Source organism: Streptomyces sp. G7(2002) (genome assembly GCF_028870195.1).
Taxonomy (GTDB): Bacteria; Actinomycetota; Actinomycetes; order Streptomycetales; family Streptomycetaceae; genus Streptomyces; species Streptomyces nigrescens.
The window spans coordinates 5,054,872-5,078,099 of the sequence record NZ_CP102609.1; the positions used below are offsets into that span (position 1 = coordinate 5,054,872).

19 protein-coding genes are annotated in these 23,228 nt (G+C 69.9%); 11 read left to right on the forward strand and 8 right to left on the reverse strand.

All coding sequences use genetic code 11. The features are described 5' to 3' along the window. Positions 1 to 85 precede the first annotated feature (85 nt). The 3 genes from NUT86_RS21295 to NUT86_RS21305 are packed head-to-tail and all read right to left on the reverse strand — an operon-like array spanning position 86 to position 2,247. Positions 86 to 1,213 carry a cystathionine gamma-lyase gene (locus tag NUT86_RS21295; RefSeq protein WP_274737101.1) on the reverse strand — a complete coding sequence of 376 codons (1,128 nt, stop codon included), beginning with the start codon at positions 1,211 to 1,213 and terminating at the stop codon, positions 86 to 88. Next, positions 1,210 to 1,809: a low molecular weight protein-tyrosine-phosphatase gene (locus NUT86_RS21300; RefSeq protein ID WP_371874918.1), complete on the reverse strand. Its 600-nt coding sequence runs from the start codon at positions 1,807 to 1,809 to the stop codon at positions 1,210 to 1,212. Before NUT86_RS21300 ends, NUT86_RS21295 begins: the two co-directional genes overlap by 4 nt. 60 nt (positions 1,810 to 1,869) lie before the next feature. Next, a complete protein-coding gene (locus NUT86_RS21305; RefSeq protein WP_018092149.1) occupies positions 1,870 to 2,247 on the reverse strand; it encodes a phage holin family protein in 378 nt (125 codons plus the stop codon). 48 nt (positions 2,248 to 2,295) lie between these two features. On the opposite strand from NUT86_RS21305, the gene NUT86_RS21310 reads away from it, so the two are divergent. The 4 genes from NUT86_RS21310 (at position 2,296) to NUT86_RS21325 (ending at position 4,767) form a co-directional block, all read left to right on the forward strand. Continuing rightward, positions 2,296 to 2,613: a cupin domain-containing protein gene (locus NUT86_RS21310; RefSeq protein WP_018092150.1), complete on the forward strand. Its 318-nt coding sequence runs from the start codon at positions 2,296 to 2,298 to the stop codon at positions 2,611 to 2,613. 225 nt (positions 2,614 to 2,838) lie between these two features. After that, positions 2,839 to 3,063 carry a DUF5326 family protein gene (locus tag NUT86_RS21315; RefSeq protein ID WP_018092151.1) on the forward strand — a complete coding sequence of 75 codons (225 nt, stop codon included), beginning with the start codon at positions 2,839 to 2,841 and terminating at the stop codon, positions 3,061 to 3,063. Between the two features lie 406 nt (positions 3,064 to 3,469). Then, positions 3,470 to 4,240: an IclR family transcriptional regulator gene (locus NUT86_RS21320; protein WP_269777531.1), complete on the forward strand. Its 771-nt coding sequence runs from the start codon at positions 3,470 to 3,472 to the stop codon at positions 4,238 to 4,240. 104 nt (positions 4,241 to 4,344) lie between these two features. Continuing rightward, a complete protein-coding gene (locus NUT86_RS21325) occupies positions 4,345 to 4,767 on the forward strand; it encodes an SsgA family sporulation/cell division regulator (RefSeq protein ID WP_026170069.1) in 423 nt (140 codons plus the stop codon). A gap of 42 nt (positions 4,768 to 4,809) precedes the next feature. Here the strand turns inward: NUT86_RS21325 and NUT86_RS21330 are convergent, their stop codons facing one another. Then, entirely contained in the window at positions 4,810 to 6,219 is a 1,410-nt protein-coding gene (locus NUT86_RS21330) for a YibE/F family protein (RefSeq protein WP_274737106.1), read from the reverse strand. 221 nt (positions 6,220 to 6,440) lie between these two features. Between NUT86_RS21330 and thiC the strand changes: the two genes are divergently transcribed. Beyond that, the gene (thiC, locus tag NUT86_RS21335) at positions 6,441 to 8,228 is read left to right on the forward strand and encodes a phosphomethylpyrimidine synthase ThiC (protein ID WP_148590649.1); all 1,788 of its coding nucleotides are present in this window, start codon (positions 6,441 to 6,443) and stop codon (positions 8,226 to 8,228) included. A 57-nt stretch (positions 8,229 to 8,285) separates the two neighbouring features. Here thiC and NUT86_RS21340 read toward each other — a convergent pair whose 3' ends face one another. After that, positions 8,286 to 8,672, reverse strand: a complete 387-nt coding sequence (locus NUT86_RS21340) for a VOC family protein (protein WP_018092156.1) — start codon at positions 8,670 to 8,672, stop codon at positions 8,286 to 8,288. Positions 8,673 to 8,849: 177 nt separating this feature from the next. Here NUT86_RS21340 and NUT86_RS21345 point away from each other — a divergent pair, with 177 nt between their 5' ends. Continuing rightward, positions 8,850 to 9,737 (forward strand): LysR family transcriptional regulator, encoded by an 888-nt coding sequence (locus NUT86_RS21345; protein WP_159487333.1) that lies wholly within the window; start codon positions 8,850 to 8,852, stop codon positions 9,735 to 9,737. A gap of 81 nt (positions 9,738 to 9,818) precedes the next feature. Here NUT86_RS21345 and NUT86_RS21350 read toward each other — a convergent pair whose 3' ends face one another. The 3 genes from NUT86_RS21350 to NUT86_RS21360 all read right to left on the reverse strand — a co-directional run bounded on the left by NUT86_RS21350 (position 9,819) and on the right by NUT86_RS21360 (position 13,400). After that, a complete protein-coding gene (locus tag NUT86_RS21350) occupies positions 9,819 to 10,709 on the reverse strand; it encodes a hypothetical protein (protein WP_159487331.1) in 891 nt (296 codons plus the stop codon). A gap of 224 nt (positions 10,710 to 10,933) precedes the next feature. Next, positions 10,934 to 12,037: a metallophosphoesterase gene (locus NUT86_RS21355; protein WP_229838118.1), complete on the reverse strand. Its 1,104-nt coding sequence runs from the start codon at positions 12,035 to 12,037 to the stop codon at positions 10,934 to 10,936. Positions 12,038 to 12,299: 262 nt separating this feature from the next. Beyond that, positions 12,300 to 13,400, reverse strand: coding sequence for a LacI family DNA-binding transcriptional regulator (locus NUT86_RS21360; protein ID WP_037742820.1), 1,101 nt, complete (start codon positions 13,398 to 13,400; stop codon positions 12,300 to 12,302). Between the two features lie 402 nt (positions 13,401 to 13,802). On the opposite strand from NUT86_RS21360, the gene hisC reads away from it, so the two are divergent. From hisC to NUT86_RS21385, 5 genes are all read left to right on the forward strand, one after another. Next, complete coding sequence (hisC, locus tag NUT86_RS21365; protein WP_018092161.1) at positions 13,803 to 14,882, forward strand: histidinol-phosphate transaminase; 1,080 nt, start codon at positions 13,803 to 13,805, stop codon at positions 14,880 to 14,882. A gap of 230 nt (positions 14,883 to 15,112) precedes the next feature. Next, positions 15,113 to 16,621, forward strand: a complete 1,509-nt coding sequence (locus NUT86_RS21370) for a cytochrome ubiquinol oxidase subunit I (RefSeq protein WP_266438685.1) — start codon at positions 15,113 to 15,115, stop codon at positions 16,619 to 16,621. Positions 16,622 to 16,630: 9 nt separating this feature from the next. After that, positions 16,631 to 17,632, forward strand: coding sequence for a cytochrome d ubiquinol oxidase subunit II (gene cydB, locus NUT86_RS21375; protein ID WP_159487327.1), 1,002 nt, complete (start codon positions 16,631 to 16,633; stop codon positions 17,630 to 17,632). Positions 17,633 to 17,671: 39 nt separating this feature from the next. Next, positions 17,672 to 21,355, forward strand: coding sequence for a thiol reductant ABC exporter subunit CydD (gene cydD, locus NUT86_RS21380; protein WP_274737112.1), 3,684 nt, complete (start codon positions 17,672 to 17,674; stop codon positions 21,353 to 21,355). 193 nt (positions 21,356 to 21,548) lie between these two features. Next, complete coding sequence (locus NUT86_RS21385) at positions 21,549 to 23,228, forward strand: GAF domain-containing sensor histidine kinase (RefSeq protein ID WP_018092165.1); 1,680 nt, start codon at positions 21,549 to 21,551, stop codon at positions 23,226 to 23,228.

The window sequence follows — 23,228 nt, forward strand, 5'->3', positions numbered from 1 at the left end:
TTATGGCTTCAGGTGTGCCGGACCTGGTGGCGCGCCCCGCTTGTTCGACTCATCCCGATGGTGCGGTTGATCCTGGTTGTCCCGGTCAGTTCTGTGCGGCCACGTTCAGCGCCCGGAGGACATCCGCGATCAGATCCTCCGGCTCCTCGACGCCGACCGAGAAGCGGATGAAGCCCTCCGGCACCGCGTCTCCGCCCCAACGGGCCCGCCGCTCCGCGCTGGACCGTACGCCCCCGAAGCTCGTCGCATCGTCGACCAAGGTCAGCGCGGCCAGGAACCGCTCGGCGAAGGACTTGTCGGGCAGCACGAAGGACACCACGGAGCCGAAGCGCCCCGGGCGCATCTGCCGGGCGGCGAGCTCGTGGGACGGGTCGGACGGCAGTCCGGGGTGGCGCAGGCCGGTGACCTCCGGGCGGTCCGCCAGCGCCGCGGCCAGCGCCAGCGCACCGGCCGACTGCTGGCGGACACGCAGCGCGAGGGTGGCGAGGGAGCGATGCGCGAGCCAGCTCTCCATGGGGCCCGGGATGGCGCCCACGGTCTTGCGCCACAGCCGTACGGAATCGGCGAGCGCGGCATCGCGGGTGCTGGCATAGCCCAGCAGGACGTCGCCGTGGCCGGTGAGCGCCTTGGTGCCGCTGGCCACCGAGAAGTCCGCGCCGAGGTCGAGCGGGCGCTGGCCGAGCGGGGTGGCGAGGGTGTTGTCGACGGCGACCAGGGCGCCCCGGCGGTGCGCCGCGTCGGCCAGCCGCCGGATGTCGCAGACATCGAGGCCGGGGTTGGAAGGCGTCTCGATCCACAGCAGCCGGGCGCCGTCCAGCGCATCGAGCTGTGCGTCGTGTGCCGTCGGCGCCGTACGGACCTCGATGCCGTAGCTCTCCAGACGCGTGCGGACGGCCGGCAGCAGCTGATAGCCGTCGCTGGGGAGCACCACAGCGTCGCCGGAGCGCAGCTGGGAGAAGAGGACCGCGGTGATCGCCGCCATCCCGGAAGCGAAGGCGACGGTATGGGCGCTCTCGTCCGGCGATTCGAGCTCGCCGATGGCCTGCTCCAGACGGGTCCACGTCGGGTTGGCGTCGCGGCCGTAGGTGTAGGGGCCGACGGCATCGCCGGGGAGGTGGTAGTGGGCCGCGAACACCGGCCCGGGGAGGGTCGGCTCGTAGGCCTCGGGCTCCGGGAGCCCGGCTCGTACGGCGCGGGTGCCGTCGCCGGTCATGCGCTCTCCTTCTGCTGCGGCTGATGCGGTTCCCGGGCAGCGCGCCGGTTGTCGTGCTCGGGGGCGCGGGCCGTGACGGCGGTACGGGCCGGGAGCGCGGCGCGGACCGCGGTCAGCAGGCCTTCGCTCGCTGTCTCGACCATCTCCAGGCACTCCTCGAAGCCCTCGAAACCGCCGTAGTACGGATCGGGTACGTCGAGATCGCCGGAGAGACCGAGGTCGGAGAGAGCCGGGTCGGAGGCAGGGGCGGACACCGGGCCCGAGCTGCTGTCCGCCGTCGCACCCGTCGCCGGGCCCGGCCCGTACGCACGCAGCAGGCGGACCTTGGCGGCGTCCCCTGCGGTGGGGGCCAGGCGCCGCAGCTCGCGCAGATGGCCGGAGTCGAGCGCGATGACCAGGTCGAGGCGGTCGAACCAGGAGGCATGGAACTGGCGGGCGGTGTGAGCGTGTTCATAGCCGCCCGCGCGCAGTACGGCGACCGTGCGCGGGTCGGCTCCATCGCCCTCGTGCCAGCCGCCGGTCCCCGCGCTGTCGACCTCGACCAGGCCGTCGAGCCCGGCCTCCGCGAGGCGGGCGCGGAAGACGGACTCCGCCATCGGCGACCGGCAGATATTGCCGGTGCAGACGAAGCAGATGCGGAAGGGAGCGGTCAAGGGTCAGTCCTCGTCGGGAAGGACCACATGCATCGCCCAGGCGACGATGGAGATGATCACGCCGCCGAGCAGTGCCGTCCAGAAGCCGCCCACATGGAAGGCGAGATCGGCCTTGCCGGCGAGCCAGGAGGTCAGCAGCAGCATCAGCGCGTTCACGACCAGCGTGATCAGGCCGAGCGTGAGGATGAACAGGGGGAACGAGAGCAGCTTCACCACGGGCTTGACCAGGAAATTGACCAGCCCGAAGATCAGCGCGACGAGGATGAGTGTCAGTATTTGGCGGCCGGTGTTCTCACCGGTGAGCGTGATGTCCTTGAGCAGCCAGATGGCCACGGCAAGCGCCGCGGCATTGGCGATCGTCTTGACCAGAAAATGCTTCATGGTGAGATCGTCGCAGACGAGTCTGAATCATCGAGGGGTGCGATCGGCATGAAGGCTTTCAGACTGGAAGAGCTGGAAGCGGAGCGGGCCGCGAACGACGGTGCGTATCTGCAGTTCCTACGGGAACGCAATATGTCGGTCGGGCTCTATGCGCTGGATGCCGGCAGCATCGATCCACAGCAGCCGCATGCCCAGGACGAGGTGTATCTCGTGGTCAGCGGCCGGGCGGCGATCACCGTCGGGCAGGAGACACAGTCGGTGGCACGGGGCAGCGTGGTCTATGTGCCGGCCGGGGTGCCCCACAAGTTCCACCACATCAGCGAGGACCTCCGGGTGATGGTGGTCTTCTCTCCTCCTGAGAGCTAAGGGCCGGGCCCCGGGACCCGTAGGGGACGGGTCAGGGGAGGACCGGGGCTGAGGAGCCCCCACGGTCGTGATCCGCGTCCTAGCATCGTTGGTGAAGGGAAACCTGAGGCGTGAGGCGGCAGACACGCAGCACGCGGACGGGGCCATCAGCGCGATCACAGCGCGGCAGACGGATAGCGCGGTACGGACAACGGCAGCGCGACAGACAGAAAGCAGGGGAGAGCAGTGGCCGGTAAGGGGATATTCGCAGGGCTTCCGTGGTGGGTCACCTGGGTCGTGGTGCCCGTCATCCTGATCGTCGTCTTCGGCGGACTGATCGCCACCGCGCTCGGCTTCCTGATCGGCGTGCTGTTCAAGGTCCTCATCGCGGCGGCCCTGATCGCCGGAGTCATCTACCTCGTCCGCAGGGCCAGCGGCTCGTCCTCTTCCTCGTCGAAGAGCGACTGGTAAGCCACAGCCGCCGCGACCGACCGCCGGTGCCCGACCACCGGCGGTCGCCGCAGCAGTGATCCCGCTCGGTGACGTTCGCCGAACAGCTCACGCCCCCCAAAGCACCCCAAATGCACCTCATCGCGACGCAGTTGGGTCCGCTGTCGAACCCCGCCCGCACAGCCCCGCTCAGCGGTGCGCGGGCGGGGTAACTCCTCCGGCTTTCGGTCTTGTGCCCCCCTCTGCCGAGTTAGAGTGCCGATCGCCGGCGTCTTCCGGACGGTGGCGTTCCGGAACACCCCGGGTGAGGCGAGCCCGGTCCGGGCGTCATCGCGGGTGCCTGGGAGGCGCGCGCGGGTCGCGGGAGTGGGTCCCGTGGCCGGGGCCCGTGCCCCACTGCGAGCGGACCTGGGGGTTTGCGTTGGCGATCGTGAACGGTGAATCCGCCTCCCATCCCACCTTGATCGGCTCGGTGCAGCGCGCGCTCCGGCTGCTGGAGGCGGTGGGCGCACATGCCGACGGCGCGCCCGCCAAGCAACTGGCCAGGGAAGCCGGGCTGCCGCTGCCGACGACCTACCACCTGCTGCGGACCCTGACGCACGAGGGCTATCTCCGGCGTGAGAACGGTGTGTTCGTCCTCGGGGAGGCGGCCGAGGCCATCGGCGGGGCCGGAGCCAGGCGCCGGCAACGGGCCCATATCTCCGAGGCGCTCGCCGTGGCGGGACGGGAACTGGGTGCCGCCGTCTACTTCGCTGTCTACCGGGAGGGTGAAGTGGAGGTGGTGGCGGTGACCGATGACCCGGCACGGCCGCCGGTCACGGAGTGGGTCGACTTCCGTGCCACCGCACACGCCCATGCGATCGGGCAATGTCTGCTCGCGCAGCTCGACGAGGCAACGAGGAAGGAGCATCTGGCGCGCCATCCCGTCCAGCCGATAACGCCCTTTTCCGTGCGAACTGAGGACGATTTACTGCATCGTTTGGATACGGTGCGTCGCGGCCAAGTCGCTTACGAGCGTCAGGAATATGCCCTGGGCACGGTGTGCTCCGCCCTTCCCGTCCAGGTCGGGGCGGCCGCCGCGACGTTGGCGGTTTCCCTGCCCGTGGACGAACTGCGTCGATTGCGGTCCGTTACAGACCGACTACGGAAAATGGCGGAGGCGACACTAACGACACTCGCCTTCTCTATCAGTATCTGAAAACTCACTCCTTGTGATCTGCTGGCGCGTGGCAGACGATGGCGCCAATAGGGCTACGGGGGTTGTTTCCCGGCCATCTCCGATCAAGTGCGGGGCAGTGGTTGATGACCGACACAGTTCAGGCAGAAGTGATCATGAGCTTCGTCGTCTCGGAGGAGCTTGCGTTCCGGATTCCGGTGGAGCTGGACTTCGCCAGCGCCGATCCGTATGCCGTCCGCCTCACCTTCGATCTGCCCGGCGATGCGCCGGTGACCTGGGCGTTCGGCCGGGAGCTGCTGCTGGACGGGCTGAGCCGGCCGTCCGGTGAGGGCGATGTGCGTATCGAGCCGGCCTCCCCCGAGCACCTCAGCGATGTCCTCATCAGCCTTCAAGTCGGCGCCGAGCGTGCGCTGTTCCGGGTGAGTGCGGCGCCGCTGGTCGCCTTCCTGGACCGTACGGACCGACTGGTCCCGCTGGGCAAGGAAGAGGTCTGCGCCACCCTGGAGGCCGTACTGGACCAGATCCTCACGGAGGCCCCGGCCGGCTGACCCGGTCCCCGTCACCCCTCCCCTGCTCCCACCTGCCCGTCATCACTGCTTACGTCGCTTGCCGCGTCCCCCACGTCGTCCCTGCCTGCCACTCGTGGGGCTCGCCGGCACGCCGCCGGTGACCCCGACAGCCGCCCCGGCTTCGGCCCCGGTCGTCTGTCCGGCTCCCGCCTCGTCGCCGGTCGGCGCGCTCCGCTCCTTCCGGTCCGCCGAGACGACCAGCGCGGCCAGCAGGGTGGTCAGCGGCACCGCGGCGACCAGCCCGATGCTGCCCACGAGCGTGCGGACGATCTCCTCCGCGACCACCTCGCTCGAGGCGACCGTACCGACGCTGCTCTGTGCGATCGAGAACAGCAAAAGCAGCGGCAGTGCGGCACCCGCGTAGGCCAGCACAAGGGTGTTGACGACGGACGCGATGTGGTCCCGGCCGATCCGCATCGCGGCGCCGTACAGCTTGCGCCAGCCGGCCGACGGGTCCGCCTCCTTGAGCTCCCAGACCGCGGCGGTCTGGGTCACCGTCACATCGTCGAGCACACCCAGCGAACCGATGATGATGCCCGCCAGCAGCAGACCGCGGATCTCGATGTCCGGGTACAGACCGTGCACCAGCCCGGTCGTGTCGTCGGTGTTGCCGGTCAGCAGCGCCCAGCCGATGAACACCGATCCGAGCAGCCCGATCAGCAGCAGCGACGCGAGGGTGCCGAGCACCGCCACGGAGGTGCGGGCCGTCAGTCCATGGCACAGGTACAGCGCGATCAGCATGATGGCGCTGCCCCCGACCACCGCCACCACCAGCGGATTGGAGCCCTGCAGGATCGCCGGAAGGATGAACAGCGTCAGGACCACGAAGCTGGCCGCCAGGGCCACCAGTGCGAGCAGTCCGCGCAGTCGGCCGACGATCACCACGGCGAACGCAAAGATCGCGGCCAGCAGCCACATCGGGAGCGACCGGTCGACATCGCTGATCGAGTACTGCAGATCCTTCGGTGCCTTGGGGGAGTACGACACCACCACCTCCTGGCCGGTGGTGTAGTGGCGCAGGGCGTCCGGTGTCACCACCGTCTGGAAGGTGCGCCCCTTGTTCTCTCCGGTGGTGACTTCGATCGTCGCCTGCTGGCAGGGCTTGCCCTTGTCCGCTCCCCCGGTCGGTGGCTGCCCCGTCGGCGACGGGGGCTGGGGCTGCTGTTCGGCATGGACGTCCGCACAGTTCACCTCCGCCACTTTGACCACTCTGGCCGTCTCCGTGGGCTGGTCGAAGCCGACCCCCGACGGTTTGTGGGGCGGTGCACCGCCCGGCCAGAGCACGAACAGACCGACCGCCACCGCGGCCGCGAACGGGATCAGTACCGCCGCGATGACCTTGCGCAGATGCCGGGAGACGGGCGCGGCAGGACCATGGCCGTGCGCATGGGAGTGCGGGGCGGAGTGGTGGTGGGACTCGTGAGCGGACACCGCCCGATCATCGCAAGAACTCAAGGGGCCCACTGTTCACCGCGCCACATCGGCCGCTACCGTGGTGGCACCTTTGCAATCGCGGGAGCTCGGAGCACCGGGCTGAGAGGGCGCTGACCTCCGTCCCAGCGGCGTTTCACGTGAAACGTCGGCGGACGGAAGCCGCTGCGTCGACCGCCGAACCTGTTACCGGGTAATGCCGGCGTAGGGAGTTGGGTCTCATGACTCTGCAGGATGCACGCACGCCCGAAAACGGTGCCAACGGTGACGAAAAGCCGCAGATCGGCTGGCACAAGGGCTATGTCTCCGGATCGCGCCCGGACCTTCGGGTGCCGGTCCGGCGGGTGCACCTCACCAACGGCAAGGACGTGACGCTCTACGACACGTCAGGGCCGTACACCGACCCCAATATCGAAACCGACGTCCGCCGTGGCCTGGCGCCGCTGCGGGAGAACTGGATCATCGGCCGCGGCGACACCGAGGAGTACTCGGGCCGCCCCCTGCGGCCGGAGGACGACGGCCTCAAGCACACCTCGCCGCGCGGCGGGCTCAAGAACCTCGACGCGGTCTTCCCGGGCCGCCCCCGTCAGCCGCGACGCGGCCGTGAGGGCGCCGCGGTCACCCAGCTCGCGTACGCCCAGCGTGGCGAGATCACCACGGAGATGGAGTACGTCGCCCTCCGTGAAAAGGTCACGCCCGAGTTCGTCCGCGACGAGATCGCGGCCGGCCGTGCGGTGCTGCCGGCCAACGTCAACCACCCGGAGATCGAGCCGATGATCATCGGCAAGAACTTCCTGGTGAAGGTGAACGCCAACATCGGCAATTCGGCGGTCACTTCCTCCATCGAGGAGGAGGTGGAGAAGATGACCTGGGCGACCCGTTGGGGCGCCGACACGGTGATGGACCTGTCCACCGGCCGCAATATCCACACCACCCGCGAGTGGGTGCTGCGCAACTCCCCCGTCCCCATCGGCACCGTCCCCCTCTACCAGGCGCTGGAGAAGGTCGACGGCAAGGCCGAGGAGCTGACCTGGGAGATCTACAAGGACACCGTCATCGAGCAGGCCGAACAGGGCGTCGACTACATGACGGTGCACGCCGGTGTGCTGCTCCGCTATGTGCCCCTCACGGCCCGCCGCAAGACCGGCATCGTCTCCCGCGGCGGTTCGATCATGGCCGCGTGGTGCCTGGCGCACCACCAGGAGTCCTTCCTCTACACGCACTTCGAGGAGCTCTGCGAGATCCTCGCCTCCTACGACGTGACCTACTCGCTCGGTGACGGTCTGCGCCCCGGCTCCATCGCGGACGCCAACGACGAGGCGCAGTTCGCGGAGCTGCGGACGCTCGGCGAGCTGAACACCATCGCCAAGCGGCACGGCGTACAGACCATGATCGAGGGCCCGGGACATGTCCCGATGCACAAGATCAAGGAGAACATCGACCTCCAGCAGGAGATCTGCGAAGAGGCGCCGTTCTACACGCTCGGCCCGCTGACCACCGACATCGCGCCCGCCTACGACCACATCACCTCCGGTATCGGCGCGGCGATGATCGCCTGGTGGGGCACCGCGATGCTCTGCTACGTCACACCCAAGGAGCACCTGGGCCTGCCGGACCGCGACGACGTCAAGACCGGCGTCATCACGTACAAGATCGCGGCGCATGCGGCGGACCTGGCCAAGGGCCACCCCGGCGCCCAGGAATGGGACGACGCGCTCTCCGACGCCCGCTTCGAGTTCCGCTGGGAGGACCAGTTCAACCTGGCCCTCGACCCGGACACGGCCCGCGCCTTCCACGACGCGACGCTGCCCGCCGAACCGGCGAAGACGGCCCACTTCTGCTCGATGTGCGGCCCGAAGTTCTGCTCGATGAAGATCAGCCAGAGCATCACCGAGCGGTTCGGTGGTGACGAGGGCTCCACCCCCGAGGAGATCGAGGCGGGGATGCTGGAGAAGTCCAGGGAATTCGCGGAGAGCGGGAACCGGGTGTACCTGCCACTGGCGAACTGAGCTCCTCCCCACGGTCCCGGTCCGGTCGTCGCACCCCGGACCGGGACTTCGGCTCGGTCAGGCTGCGACGTCCTGCGGGTACCAGCGCAGTTCCACGGTGTTGCCGTCCGGGTCCTGGACGTAGATCGATATGGCGGTGCCCCGCGCGCCGAAGACCTCGATGGGGCCCCGGACGACGGAGAAGGCTCCCGACTCGATGACCTCGTCCCAGTCGAGCGGTTCCACGGTGAGACAGATGTGGTCGACGTTGGCTTCCCCGCGGGCGCCGCTGACCAGGTCGATGATGGTCTCCGGAGTGATTCTCACCGACGGGAACGGGGCCTTGCCGGACCGCCACTCCGCAACGCGTACCGGTTCCAGGCCGAGGAGTCCGATGTAGAAGTCCAGGGACCGCTCGATGTCCTCGACGTTGAGGACCAGGTGGTCGAATCCGGTGACGCGCACAGTGGTCACGTTCCCTCCAGGGCAATGGCGTTGGCGGCCGGGTGGGCGACGGCCCGGGCCGGCTCGGGTTCTCATGGATGACCGGGTGGTCGCTGTCTACGATCCGCCCCCGGGAAGCCGTGATCAAGGCATGATCGAAATAAGACCGTTGAGCCGGATTCAACGCCGGGGGGCATCTTGCTGGAACGGCTGGAGACCCAGATCTTCCTGACGCTCGCCGAGGAGTTGCACTTCGGCCGGACCGCCGAGCGGCTGCGGATCACGACCGGGCGGGTCAGCCAGGTGATCAAGAAGCTGGAACGCCGGATAGGCAGCAGGCTGTTCGACCGAAACAGCCGTACCGTCCGACTCACCGCGATCGGACGGCAGTTGGCCGATGACCTGGCGCCACTGGTCGCCGCCATGGAGGGGGCGCTGCAAAGGGCGGTCGACGCCGGTTGCGGTGTGACGGGAGAACTGCGGGTCGCCTTCCTCGGCGAGTGGACGGCACCTGTGCTGCTCAGGGCGGTCGGCTTGTTCGCGGAACGTCATCCCGACTGCCGGGTCGACGTCCGGGAGGTTCAGCTGTCCAATTCCCGGGCGAGTCTGCTCGACGGCTCGATCGATATTCTCCTCGCCTCCTATCCGTTCGACGAAATGGCCTGCGGGCCGGTGTTGCTGAGGGAGAAACGGGTGCTCGCCGTGGCGGCGGGGCATCCGCTGGCCGGTGAGCGGTCGGTGTCGGTCGAGGTACTCGCGGAACACCCCGTGGTGCAGTACCCGGCGGCGACCTCAGCGGCATTCAAGAGGGACCGCACACCGGACCGCACCCCGTCGGGCAGACCCGTGGAGAAGGGACCGGCCGGCGGGTCGTTCTCCGAGATGCTCACCCTGGTCGCGAGGGGCAGGGGCGTCCTCCCGGTCGGGGAGTCCTCCCGGCAGTACTACCCCCGGCCGGACGTCACCTATGTGCCCCTGCACGACGCGAAGCCGATCGAACGGGGACTGGTCTGGCCGGAGGGGAACACCACGGAGCGAGTGCGCGAGTTCGTGCGGGCTGCGGCCGACCTCACCGAGATGTCCTGAGGCCGCTTCACACCTCTGCCCTGATGGTCGAGGACGGCACGGGCCGGCCGCTGCGGGCCCGGACCTGACCGGCAGCCCGCCCTAATCCGGCCGGTGGTCCGGTCCGCCGTAATCCGGGCTGGTGAAGTCCGGGCTGGAGTAGCGAGGGCGGGATCCCGAGGAGCCGCTGTCGGGGCTGGTGAACTGGGGGCGGGTGTAGCCGAGGGTGGGAATGCGGCTCTCGGGGGACGTGGTGCTGCGGGAGACATAGCGGGTGGGGTCGTCGTCCGGGGTGGCGGTGGGGTCGGCGAGGGCCTCTCGGAGGAAAGGCAGCAGACCGCGCTCCAGGAGGGCGCGGCGCCAGGCCTCGCGGGCCCGGTCCAGCGCCTCGGCCGACTCCTCTGCTCTGGTGACCTGGGCGGACGCGCCGTTGCGCAGCGCCGTGACGAGCAGACCGGCCATCGCGACGAGGATGCCCACCGCGGTCAGCGCAGCGAAGATCCAGCCGACGCTGATCAGCGGCTGGGCCAGGGATTTGTCGGGGCTGATGGCGCGCAGCACATAGCCGAGGAGGAGGAAGAGGACGGCGGCGATGCCGGCGAGCACGGGGGCGAGCACCGCGATCATGGCGGTCAGTCCGGCGCCGGTTGTTTCGGCCTCGTCCATGACCGCGTCGCTGTCCGGTCCCGGTCTCCCGTCGTCGGCCGCGTTCTGCTCCTCGCCGCCCGTAGCGGCGACGGACGCGGTGGGCGCCGGTACGCGCAGCTCGGCGCGGAGCTGCACATAGCGTTGGTATTCGGCCGTGGCACAGGCGGCGATGGCGGTGGTCGCGCCGAGTGCCATCGTGCGCAATTGCTCGGTGTGGAGAGGGTGTCCCGCGGCGGTGGTCAGGTCGTCCGGGCGGTATGGGGCGGTACGCAGCGCCTCATCGAGGATCCGCGCAAATTCCGCGCGATCCTCGTTCAGCAGGTGCGGAGCGCTGTTCATGTGCATCCCCCGATGCTCCGTAGGGCCGTACGGCCGGCGTTGGCCGGGCAGTGGGCGGAAACGGAGGAGAGCCTGCTACGGATAGACCGATGGTAGAGCGACTCCGGTACGGGGTGACAGAGAGTTTGCGGAAATTGAGTAATGCCTCGACCGGTTTCCGCCGGTGCCGCCCCCCGTTTTCGTCCTGACCGCCCGTCGCCCGTTCCGGCGTACGACTACCCGGGCAATCCTCAGCCGGCCAGCGGGAGTTGAACGACCAAGAGCTTTCCGGCCATCGTGATGCCGCCGTCCATGGCGATGGCCAGACCGTCGGCGTAGACATGCGGACCGTCGACCGCGACGCTGTCGCTCTCGCCGTCCTCCGTGCCGACCTCGCCCAGCAGATACGGGATCGGGCTGTGGCCGTGGACGACGCGGTCGCCACCGTAGGCATCGAGGAGTTCCCGGACGGCTTCCGAGCCGGATTCGTCGCGGAAGGCGAAGCGCTTGGTGAACTTCCGGAAGAGATCCCAGACTTCATCCGCGTCGCTGCGGGTGAGCACGTCGTGGACGGTGTCGTTGACGGCCTCGATGGAGTCGCCGTATTCGAGGTAGGCGGTGGTGTCGGAGTGCACGAGCAGATGCCCGTCCTCCTCCATCACGGCGTCCAGCCGGGCCATCCACTGGAGGTGGTGGTCCTCCAGACGGTCCATATCGGTCTTCTGGCCGCCGTTGAGGAGCCAGGCCGCCTGGAAGGACGCGGTGCCGGCGCCGGACTGTACGGGGGTGTCACCGAACCGCTTGGCGCCCAGCAGCAGGAGTTCGTGATTGCCCATCAGGGCTTTGCAGTAGCCGCCGGCCGCCGCGGCCTCGGCGGAGAGCTGCATGACGAGGTCGATGACGCCGATCCCGTCCGGGCCGCGGTCGGTGAAGTCGCCGAGGAACCAGAGCCGGGCGTTGCCCGCCGCCCAGTTGCCGTCGGCGTCGATCAGGCCCTCGGCGGCCAGCGCCTCGCGCAGCTCGTCGTAGTAGCCGTGCACATCGCCGACGACGTACAACGGGCCCATGCCCTCGGGCGCGTCGGGGTCCATGGCGGGTTCGGGCACCGGGACGACCGCCGGGCGGTCGATGAGGGTGTCCGTACGACCGGGGCTGATGACCGGGAGGTCACGCGCGGTCGGGGTGTACTCCTCGGGCAGCTCGGCCGGCGGGGCGGCCGGCGGCGCAACGGGAGGCGCGGCAGGGGCACCGGCGGGCAGATGGAGCGGCGGGCCGACGGGCGGCACGGGGGACCCGGCGGGCGTGCCGGAAGGCACTCCGGGCGGCGGAGCAGGCGCCGGAGTTTCTCCCGCCATGGTCCGCACCATGGGTCCCAGACTGGCCCCCTGAGTCATCGACCCCTCCACCGTCGCGCCGCCGTGCACCTCTCGGACCTTTGCCTGGTCGACGGCGGTCCGCGGTGTCGTGCGCCCATCATAGGAATGCTGGTCGCGGGTTGTGACGCACCCGGGGGTGGTCAATCCGCCGAAGCCCGGCATTCACGGATGATTTCTCCCGTGATCACCCGGTTTTTTCCTCGTAGAAGAGAACGCCCGGTCGTCCGTATGTGGGAGCCCTTCAGTCGCAGGTCGGTCCCCGTGGCGGGCTGACGGTCGTTCTCGGTGAGCGTCGTTGGGACGAGGCACGGACGATGAGGTCGGTAGGTATCACCTGTTCGATGGGCCGGCCGTTGTCCAGTCCTTCGATGGCGTCGATGAGGATCTGGATGACGGCGGTGCCGATACGGCGCGGTTTGAGGGAGAGTGTGGTGACCGGCGGTTCGGTGGCGGCGTAGAGGGTGGACTCGCTGCAGCAGACCAGCAGCAGGTCCTCCGGCACCCGCAGACCGTAGCGCCGGGCGGCGGCCAGCAGGTCCGTGCCATTGGGGTCGAAGAGCCCGTAGACGGCGTCCGGGCGGTCCGGGCGGGCCAAGAGCCGGTCGGCGGCGACGGCCCCCGCGCACGGGTCGTGGGCCGGGTAGGACTCGTACACCGGATCCTGGCCGACCCGCTCGCACCAGTGCAGATAGGCGGTGGTCGACAGGCGGGTGTAGGTGTCGGTGGTGTTGCCCGTGAGGAGCCCGATGCGGCGGGCGCCGGCGTCGGCGAGATGGTCGAGCAGACCGAGGACGGCCGCCTCGTGGTCGTTGTCGACCCAGCCGGTGACGGGCAGTGCGCCGCCGGGGCGGCCGTCGGAGACGACGGGGATGCCGTGCCGGACGAGTTCGGTGACGACGGGGTCGCCGTCGGCGGGGTCGATGACGACGGTGCCGTCGAGAGCGACGTTGGACCACACGTCGTGACGGGAGGTCGCCGGGAGGATGACCAGCGCATAGCCGCGGGCCAGGGCCGCGGAGGTGGCGGCTCTGGCCATCTCCGCGAAGTAGGCGAATTCGGTGAAGGTGAAAGGTTCGTCCCCGTACGTGGTCACGGTCAGGCCGAGGAGCCCTGACTTGCCGGTACGGAGGGTGCGGGCGGCTGCGGACGGGCGGTAGCCCAGCCGGTCGGCCACCTCGCGGACATGGCTACGGGTGGCATCCGGAAGCCGGCCCTTGCCGTTGAGCGCGTCGGAGACAGTCGTGATCGACACACCGGCTGCGGCGGCCACGTCCCGGATGCCCGCCCGCCCCAGCCGGCGACCGGTCGACCGGCTCACCTGGTGCTTCCCTGCTGCTGTCATGGCGAGCCGATAGTAGGGCTCGTTAGGGGCATTCACGGGGGTCCACCAACGGCTGTGGAAAGGCACGTTTCTGCACGGTGATCAATCACCAATTCCCTGGAAAATAAAGGGAGTTGGCATGAATGGTGATCATTCTGCGGGAGATTTTCCGCCTTGACCTGTCGATCTGTTCCGGTCCCGAAGCGGTCCCAAGTCACCTTGACGGGGGATGCGCGCCACGGCGTAAGCCACCGGCGCGCGCCGGTTCGGGGAGCGCTCCCAGGGGGCTTTGCGCGGGCTTTCCGGGAGGGCCGTCCGGGGAGGGGAGAGGCGCCGCCGCCGGGCCGGGGCTGCCGCCGAACGGGTCAATCCTCATAAGGTGTGCAGTATTGGAGATGAGCGGACGGTCGAGGAGGACCTGCGGTGAGCGAGAAGACCCCGAGGCTGCGTGCTGCGCTGGACGGCGTTCCCACCTACAAGCCGGGCCGGCCGGCGGCGGCCGGCGGCCCCGTCACGTACAAGCTGTCCTCCAACGAGAACCCCTATCCGCCGCTGCCGGGCGTCCTGGAGAGTGCGGTGACCGCTGCCGGGTCCTTCAACCGCTACCCGGACATGGCCTGCACGGGCCTGATGGCGGAGCTGTCCGAGCGGTTCTCGGTGCCGGTGGAGCATCTGGCGACGGGCACCGGGTCGGTCGGGGTGGCCCAGCAGCTGGTCCAGGCGACGTCCGGGCCCGGCGATGAAGTGATCTACGCCTGGCGTTCGTTCGAGGCGTACCCGATCATCACCCAGGTTTCCGGTGCCACGTCCGTGCAGGTCCCGCTGACCTCCGGCGAGGTGCACGACCTGGACGCGATGCTGGCCGCGATCACCGACCGGACCCGGTTGATCTTCGTCTGCAACCCCAACAACCCCACGGGCACCGTCGTACGCCGGGCCGAGCTGGAGTCCTTCCTGGACCGGGTGCCGGGCGATGTGCTGGTGGTGCTGGACGAGGCCTACCGCGAGTTCATCCGGGACGCCGAGGTGCCGGACGGTATCGATCTCTACCGCGACCGTCCCAATGTGTGCGTGCTGCGGACCTTCTCCAAGGCGTACGGCCTGGCGGGGCTGCGGGTCGGCTTCGCGGTGGCCCATGAGCCGGTGGCCGCGGCGCTGCGCAAGACGGCGGTGCCGTTCGGTGTCAGCCAGCTTGCGCAGGAGGCGGCGGTGGCGTCGCTGCGCAGCGAGGCGGCGCTGCTGGAGCGGGTCGACGCGCTGGTGGCCGAGCGGGCGCGGGTGGTGGACGGTCTGCTCGGGCAGGGCTGGACGGTCCCGGAATCGCAGGCCAACTTCGTCTGGCTGCGGCTGGGGGACCGGACGGTCGACTTCGCCGCGGCCTGTGAGCGGGCCGGTGTGGTCGTGCGGCCGTTCCCCGGCGAGGGGGTGCGGGTGACGATCGGCGAGAGCTCGGCGATGGATCTGTTCCTGCAGGCCGCGGAGGAGTTCCGCAAGGCGCTGTAAACCGTCGTCAGGACGCCGTACCGAGGCCGTGGGTCTGCCGACCCGCGGCCTCGGGCCGTTTTGGCGCGGACGTGACCGCAGTCACGTACCCCCCGGGGATTGGCCGAAAAGTCATAGGAGATAATTGCTTGTGAATGTGAACGCGTTCACAAGCACATCCGTTATGCGCCTTTTATTGGGTGCATAAGGGGCATTGCCGTGGTGCCACACGGCGACGTAAGGAGCACGACATGGAACTGGCGTTGGCGCCAGAGACTCTGGCGCGATGGCAATTCGGCATCACGACCGTCTACCACTTCCTGTTCGTCCCCCTGACGATCTCCCTCGCCGCTCTGGTGGCCGGACTCGAGACCGCATGGGTACGCACGGGTAAGGAGAAGTACCTCAAGGCCACCAAGTTCTGGGGCAAGCTGTTTCTGATCAATATCGCGATGGGTGTCGTCACCGGCATCGTCCAGGAGTTCCAGTTCGGGATGAACTGGTCCGACTACTCGCGGTTCGTCGGTGACGTCTTCGGTGCTCCGCTGGCCTTCGAGGCGCTCATCGCGTTCTTCTTCGAGTCCACCTTCATCGGCCTGTGGATCTTCGGCTGGGACAAGCTGCCGAAGAAGATCCACTGCTTCTGCATGTGGATGGTCTCGATCGGCACGATTCTCTCGGCGTACTTCATCCTGGCGGCGAACTCCTGGATGCAGCACCCGGTCGGCTACAAGTACAACGCCGCCAACGGCCGTGCCGAGCTGACCGACTTCTGGAAGGTGCTGACCCAGGACACCACCCTGGTCGTCGTCTTCCACACCCTGACCGCGGCCTTCCTGACCGGTGCCGCGTTCATGGTCGGCATAGCCGCCTTCCATCTGATGCGCAAGAAGCACATCAAGGTCATGCGGACGTCGCTGCGGCTCGGGCTGATCACGCTGGTGATCTCCGGCATCCTCACCGCGGTGAGCGGTGACGAGCTCGGCAAGGTGATGTTCAAGCAGCAGCCGATGAAGATGGCCGCCGCCGAGGCGCTCTGGGAGACGGAGAAGCCGGCGCCGTTCTCGGTCTTCGCCTACGGGGATGTCGACGAGGGCCACAACAAGGTCGCCATCGAGGTGCCCGGTGTGCTCTCCTTCCTCGCCCACAACGACTTCACCTCACCGGTCCCCGGCATCAATGACGTCAACCGGGCCGAGCAGCAGAAGTTCGGGCCCGGTGACTACCGGCCCAACATCCCGGTCGCCTACTGGGGCTTCCGCTGGATGATCGGCTTCGGGATGTCGTCGTTCGCCATTGGGCTCGCCGGGCTGTGGCTTACCCGTAAGAAGTTCTGGCTGGCGCCGGGGCTGCGCACGGGCGACGAGGAACCACCCCGGCTCGCGCTCACCAAGAACAAGGAGCTCGGTGCCCGCCTGAGCAAGTGGTACTGGTCGCTCGCCTTCGTCACCCTCGGCTTCCCGCTCCTCGCGAACTCATGGGGCTGGATCTTCACCGAGATGGGCCGCCAGCCCTGGGCCGTCTACGGCGTGCTGCGCACCTCGGACGCGGTCTCCCCGGGCGTCTCGCAGGGCGAGGTCCTCACCTCGATGATCGTCTTCACCACGCTCTACGCGATCCTCGCCGTGGTCGAGGTCAAGCTGCTGGTGAAGTACGTCAAGGCCGGCCCCCCGGAGCTCACCGACTCCGACCTCAACCCGCCCACCAAGATCGGCGGCGACAGCACGGACGCCGACCGGCCGATGGCCTTCTCGTACTAGGAGGCGACTGTGCAACTCCACGACGTCTGGTTCGTCCTTATCGCCGTTCTCTGGACCGGGTACTTCTTCCTCGAAGGATTCGACTTCGGAATCGGCGTCCTCACCAAGCTCCTCGCCCGTGACCGGCAGGAGAAGCGGGTACTGATCAACACCATCGGGCCGGTCTGGGACGGCAACGAGGTCTGGCTGATCAGTGCGGCCGGTGCGACCTTCGCGGCCTTTCCCGAGTGGTACGCCACCCTCTTCTCCGGCTTCTATCTGCCGCTGCTGCTGATCCTCATCTGTCTGATCCTGCGTGGTGTCGCCTTCGAATACCGCGTCAAGCGGACCGGGGAGCGCTGGCAGCGGAACTGGGAGAACACGATCTTCTGGGCCTCGCTGCTGCCCGCGGTGCTGTGGGGCGTGGTCTTCGGCAACCTCGTACACGGAGTCAAGATCGACGCCCACAAGGAATATGTGGGGAGCGTGCTCGATCTGCTGAACCCGTACGCGATCCTCGGTGGCCTGGTCACGCTGGCCCTCTTCACCTTCCACGGTGCGGTGTTCGCCTCGCTCAAGACGGTGGGCGACATCCGGGAGCGGGCGCGCGGGATGGCGGCCGTCCTCGGACCGATCGCCGCGGTGCTGGTGGTCGGCTTCCTCGGCTGGACCCAGGCCGACCAGGGCGACGGCAGCAGCCTGATCGCCCTGATCGTGGCGGTGGTCGCACTGGTCGCGGCGCTGGGGGCCAACCGGCTCGGGCGCGAAGGCTGGGCGTTCACCTTCTCCGGCGTCACCATCGTGGCCGCGGTCGTGATGCTGTTCCTGACGCTCTTCCCGAACGTCATGCCGTCGACGCTGAACGAGAGCTGGAACCTCACGGTCAGCAACGCCTCGTCCAGCCCCTACACCCTGAAGATCATGACGTGGGGTGCCGCTTTCGCCACACCGCTCGTGATGCTCTACCAAGGGTGGACGTACTGGGTGTTCCGTAAGCGCATCGGCACCCAACACCTGGCCAAGGCCCACTAGTTGAGCTGCCGCCCCTCGGGGCGGCCTCAGCAGGATGGAATGTTTCACGTGAAACCCGTCGACCCGCGTCTGCTCCGCTACGCCCAGGCCACCCGCGGCTTCCTGATCGCGGTGGTGGTGCTCGGGCTTGCCGGAGCGGGCCTGGTCGTCGGCCAGGCGATGCTGATCGCGGAGGTCGTGGTCGGTGCGTTCCAGCACGACCTCGCGGTCAGCGCCCTGACCACACCCCTGATGCTGCTCGCCGCGGTCTCCGTGGGACGTGGCCTGGTCTCCTGGCTCACCGAGCTGGCCGCCCATCGCGCCGGCGCGGCGGTCAAGTCCGAGCTGCGGATGCGGCTGATCGAGCGGGCGGCGCGGCTGGGGCCCGGCGCGGTGATCGGCCGTACGGACGCCTCCGCGCCGGTCCCGGATGCGTACGGCGCGGAGGCGGCCGGTGCGGGTGCCGCTGCCGGCACCCTGGAGATGCGCACCGGCGAACTCACCGCCCTCGCCACCCGGGGCATCGACGCCCTGGACGACTACTTCGCCCGCTATCTGCCGCAGTTGGGGCTGGCGGTCGTCGTTCCCCTCGCGGTGCTGGCCCGGATCGTCACCGGCGACTGGATCTCGGCGCTCACGATCGTGATCACCCTGCCGCTGATCCCGCTGTTCATGATCCTGATCGGCTGGGCCACCCAGTCGCGGATGGACCGTCAATGGCGGCTGCTCGCCCGGCTGTCGGGCCACTTCCTCGATGTCGTCGAGGGCCTGCCCACCCTCAAGGTCTTCGGCCGGGCCAAGGCCCAGGCCGCCTCCATCCGGTCCATCACCGGTGAATACCGCCGGGCGACGCTGCGCACGCTGCGGATCGCCTTTCTCTCCTCCTTCGCGCTCGAACTCCTCGCCACCATCTCCGTCGCACTGGTCGCGGTCGGCATCGGCATGCGGCTGGTGCACGGTGAACTCGACCTCTACACCGGGCTGATGGTGCTGGTGCTGGCCCCCGAGGCGTATCTACCGCTGCGGCAGGTCGGGGCGCAGTACCACGCCGCGGCCGAGGGGCTCTCGGCCGCGGAGGAGATCTTCGCGGTCCTGGAGACCCCGCTGCGCACGCCCGGCACCGCACCCGCGCCGCGGGGCACCGCGCTGGCCGTCGAGGAACTGGTGGTCCGCCACCCCGGGCGGAGTGCCGACTCGCTCCCCGCGACCTCGTTCGAGGTCCGGCCCGGCGAGACCGTCGCGCTGGTCGGGCCCTCCGGTGCCGGCAAGACCACCCTGCTGAGCGTGCTGCTCGGCTTCACCGAACCGTCCGAGGGCCGGGCCCTGGTCGACGGCCGCGACATCGCGTCCCTCTCCCCCGAGAGCTGGCGGCAGCGGATCGCCTGGGTGCCGCAGCACCCGCATCTGTTCGCCGGCACCATCGCCGAGAACGTACGGCTGGCGCGGCCGGACGCCGATGACGCCGCGGTGCGCACGGCCCTGGGGGACGCGGGCGCGCTGGACTTCGTCGACGCGCTCCCGGACGGTACGGCGACCCGGCTCGGCGAGTCCGGCGCCGGGCTCTCCGCAGGTCAGCGCCAGCGCCTCGCGCTCGCCCGCGCCTTCCTCGCCGACCGCCCGATCCTGCTCCTGGACGAGCCCACCGCGAATCTGGACGGCGCCACCGAGGAGGCGGTCGTCGCCGCGGTCCGCCGGCTTGCTGCCGGCCGTACGGTCCTGCTCGTCGTCCACCGGCCGGCGCTGCTGGCGGTGGCGGACCGGGTGGTGCGGCTCCCGGACCCGGCGGCCGGGGACGTGCTGACCGGAGCGCCGAGCGCGGTGCGGCGCGCCGCTGCGGACGCGTCGGTGGCGGTGCGCCCGGAGACGGCCGGGGACTCGGCTTCCGGGAAGGGAGGCTCCGCCGGGGCCGCGGCCGTGGACCTCGCGTCCGACGCCGCTCCCGATACGTCCCGTGACTCCGCCCGCGGTGCCGCGCTCACCCGGCTGCGGCGGCTGGCCCGTGCCCATCGGGCGCAGTTCGCGTGGGCGCTGCTGCTCGGGAGCCTTGCGCTGGGCAGCGCGGTGGGCCTGATGGCGACCTCCGGCTGGCTGATCTCGCGCGCGGCGCAGCAGCCACCGGTGCTGTATCTGATGGTGGCGGTGACCGCGACCAGGGCGTTCGGCATCGGGCGGGCGGTGTTCCGGTACGCCGAGCGGCTGGTCGCCCATGACGCGGTGTTCCGGATGCTCGCCGAGGTACGCGTCGCCGTCTTCCGGCGGCTGGAGCGACTGGCGCCGGCCGGGCTCAGGGAGCGCAGCCGTGGCGATCTGCTGTCGCGGCTGGTGGCCGATGTCGATGCGGTGCAGGACTACTTCCTGCGCTGGCTGCTGCCCGTCGGTGCGGCGGTGCTGGTCGGTGCCGGCGCAGTCGGCTTCACCGGCTGGCTGCTGCCGGAGGCCGGTGCGATCCTCGCCGCCGGGCTGCTGCTCACGGGGGTGGGCGTGCCGGCGCTCTCCGGTGCGCTGGCCCGCCGTACGGAGCGCCGGCTGGCACCGGCCCGCGGACGGCTCGCCACCCGGGTCGTCGAGATGCTCACCGGTACCGCCGAGTTGACGGTGGCCGGCGCCCTGGGGGCCCGTACGGAATCGGTGCGGTGCGCGGACCGGGATCTGACCCGGATCGCCTCCCGCTCGGCCGCCGTGGCCGGGACCGGCGCCGGGCTGTCGGCGCTGCTGTGCGGGCTGACGGTCGCGGCGTCGGCGGTGGCCGGTGTCCAGGCCGTGCAGACGGGCCGTTTGACGGGGGTGGCGCTGGCCGTCGTCGTGCTGACTCCGCTGGCCGCGTTCGAGGCGGTGACGGGGCTGCCGCTCGCCGTGCAGTACCGCCGGCGCACCCGGCACGCCGCCGAGCGGGTCTTCGAGGTGCTGGACGCGCCCGCGCCGGTGTCCGAGCCGGTCACCCCGGCCGCCGCTCCCGGGACGCCGTTCCCGCTGGCCGTACGGGAGCTGACCGCGCGCCACCCGGGACAGGACCGGCCGGCGCTGGACGGCGTCGGCTTCACCCTGACGGCCGGGCACCGGCTCGCCGTCGTCGGTGCGTCCGGCTCCGGGAAGACCACGCTGGCGCAGGTGCTGCTGCGCTTCCTGGACGGGGAGTCGGGCACCTACACGCTGGGCGGCACGGAGGCCCGGGAGATGGCCGGTGACGCGGTGCGGCGGCTGGTGGGGCTGTGTGCGCAGGACGCGCACCTCTTCGACAGCTCGCTGCGGGAGAACCTCAGGCTCGCCCGTCCGGACGGGCGGGGTGCCGGGGACGACGCCGACCAGGACCTGTGGGACGCGCTCGCGCGGGCGCGCCTCGCGGACTGGGTGCGGGGGCTGCCCGCCGGCCTGGACACGATGGTCGGGGAGCGCGGCGCCCGGCTGTCCGGTGGCCAGCGGCAGCGGCTGGCTCTTGCCCGTGCGCTGCTCGCGGACTTCCCGGTGCTCGTCCTGGACGAGCCCGCCGAGCATCTCGACCTGGCCACCGCCGATGCGCTGACCGCGGATCTGCTGACCGCGACGGAGGGCCGTACGACGGTGCTGATCACCCACCGGCTCACCGGTCTCGACGCGGTCGACGAGGTGCTGGTCCTGGACCGCGGGCGGGCCGTGCAGCACGGGACGTACGCGGAGCTGGCCGCGGCCGACGGCCCGTTCCGGCGGATGCTGGAGCGCGAGCGGGCGGTGGACGCGGCGTACGGCGAGGCCCAGCCGGTGGCGTAGGGCGGGGGCCGGCCGGTGGCGTGTGGCGGTCCGGCCGGTGGCGTACAGCGGCCTGGCCGGTCGCCGTCCTGGCAAACATGGACTTTCCCCGGAAAACGGCCCTTATTAGGCTCATGGCATGGCAGCCACGGCAGGACCCCCCTCAGACCCCAGGGACCTCGGGAGCGGTGGCCAGGGCGCGGTCCCCGACCCCATGGACGCCGCCACCGAGGCGACCCGCAGTCTGCGGGGTCTGTCGTCCGAGCTGACCGCCCGGGTGCCGCAGCTGCTGGAAGCGATGCGCACGGTCGGTGCGGGGCTCGATCTGCATGTCACCCTCGACCGGATCGTGGAGACCGCCGCCGAGCTCGCCGACGCCCGCTATGCGGCGATCGGGATCATCGACGAGGCGCGCGAGGGGCTGTCGGACTTCGTGACGTACGGCGTGACCGCGCAACAGCACGAGCGGATCGGCGCACTGCCCGACGGCCACAAGGGACTGCTCGGTGCGCTCATCCACGATCCCAAGCCGCTGCGCCTCGACGACCTCACGAAGGACGCCCGCTCGGCCGGTTTCCCGCCGGGGCACCCGCCGATGCGGACGTTCCTCGGGGTGCCGATCCGCGTCCAGGGCGACATCTTCGGCAATCTCTATCTGACGGAGAAGCGCGACGGCGGGGTGTTCAGCGAGGAGGACCTGCACATGGTGCGGGTGCTGGCCACCGAGGCCGGTATCGCTATCGGCAACGCCCGGCTGCATGCGGCGACCCGGCAGCGGGAGCGGTGGATCGACGGATCCGTCGCCGTGACCACCGAACTCCTCGCCGGCAGCGATGTCGACGATGCGCTCGCGGTGGTCGCCGAGCAGGCCCGGAAGCTGGCGGACTCGGCGGCCGGCATCGTGCTGCTGCCCGATGAGGAGGGCGGTCTGGAGATCGTCGCGGTGTCGGCGGACGAGCCCGCCGGGATCATGGGGACGCAGATTCCGACCGACAGCCCGGTGGTCGAACAACTCCTGGCCGGGGAGCCGGTGTTCGTGGACGACTCGGCCACCGATCCGCGCATGGTCACCGATATCGCGCAGCGCTTCGGCCCCAGCATGATGCTGCCGCTCAAGAGTGGCGGCCGGGTGCTGGGCACCCTCGCGACACCGCGGGCCCGGGGCGCCCGCCCGTTCACCGGTGCCGAGCGGACGCTGGCCACCCAGTTCGCGGCGCAGGCCGCGCTGGCGCTGGTGCTGGCCGACGCCCAGCGCGACCGCGAGCGGCTCGCCGTCTATGAGGACCGCGACCGGATCGCCCGTGACCTGCACGATCTCGTCATCCAACGGCTGTTCGCGACGGGCATGATGCTGGAGAGCGCACAGCGCAGGACCGTCGTGCCGGAGGTGGCCCATGGCGTCGGCAAGGCCGTCGACGAGCTGGACGTGACCATCCAGGAGATCCGGACCGCGATCTTCGCCCTCCAACAGGGCCCGGCCGAGGCGCCGTCCGGGCTGCGGACCCGGGTCCTGCGCGAGATCGGCACCGCCGCCGTACCGCTCGGCTTCCAGCCGTCGGCCAGTTTCGTCGGCCCGGTCGACTCCCGGGTCGGCGAGCTGACCGGAAAGAACCTGATCGCCGCGCTGCGTGAGGCGCTGTCGAACGCCTTCCGGCACGCCCAGGCCTCCCGGATCGAGGTCGTCGTCGATGCCACGGTCCGGCTGCCGGACGGCACCGACGGCGTCCGTCTCACCGTCGCCGACGACGGCATCGGCATCCCGGACGGCGGCCGCCGCAGCGGGCTCAGGAACCTCGCCAACCGGGCGGAGGCGCTGGGCGGCTCCAGTACGTACGGCCCGGGGCTCGGCGAGGGCGGCACGGGCACGATGGTGCAGTGGGAGGCGCCGCTGTGA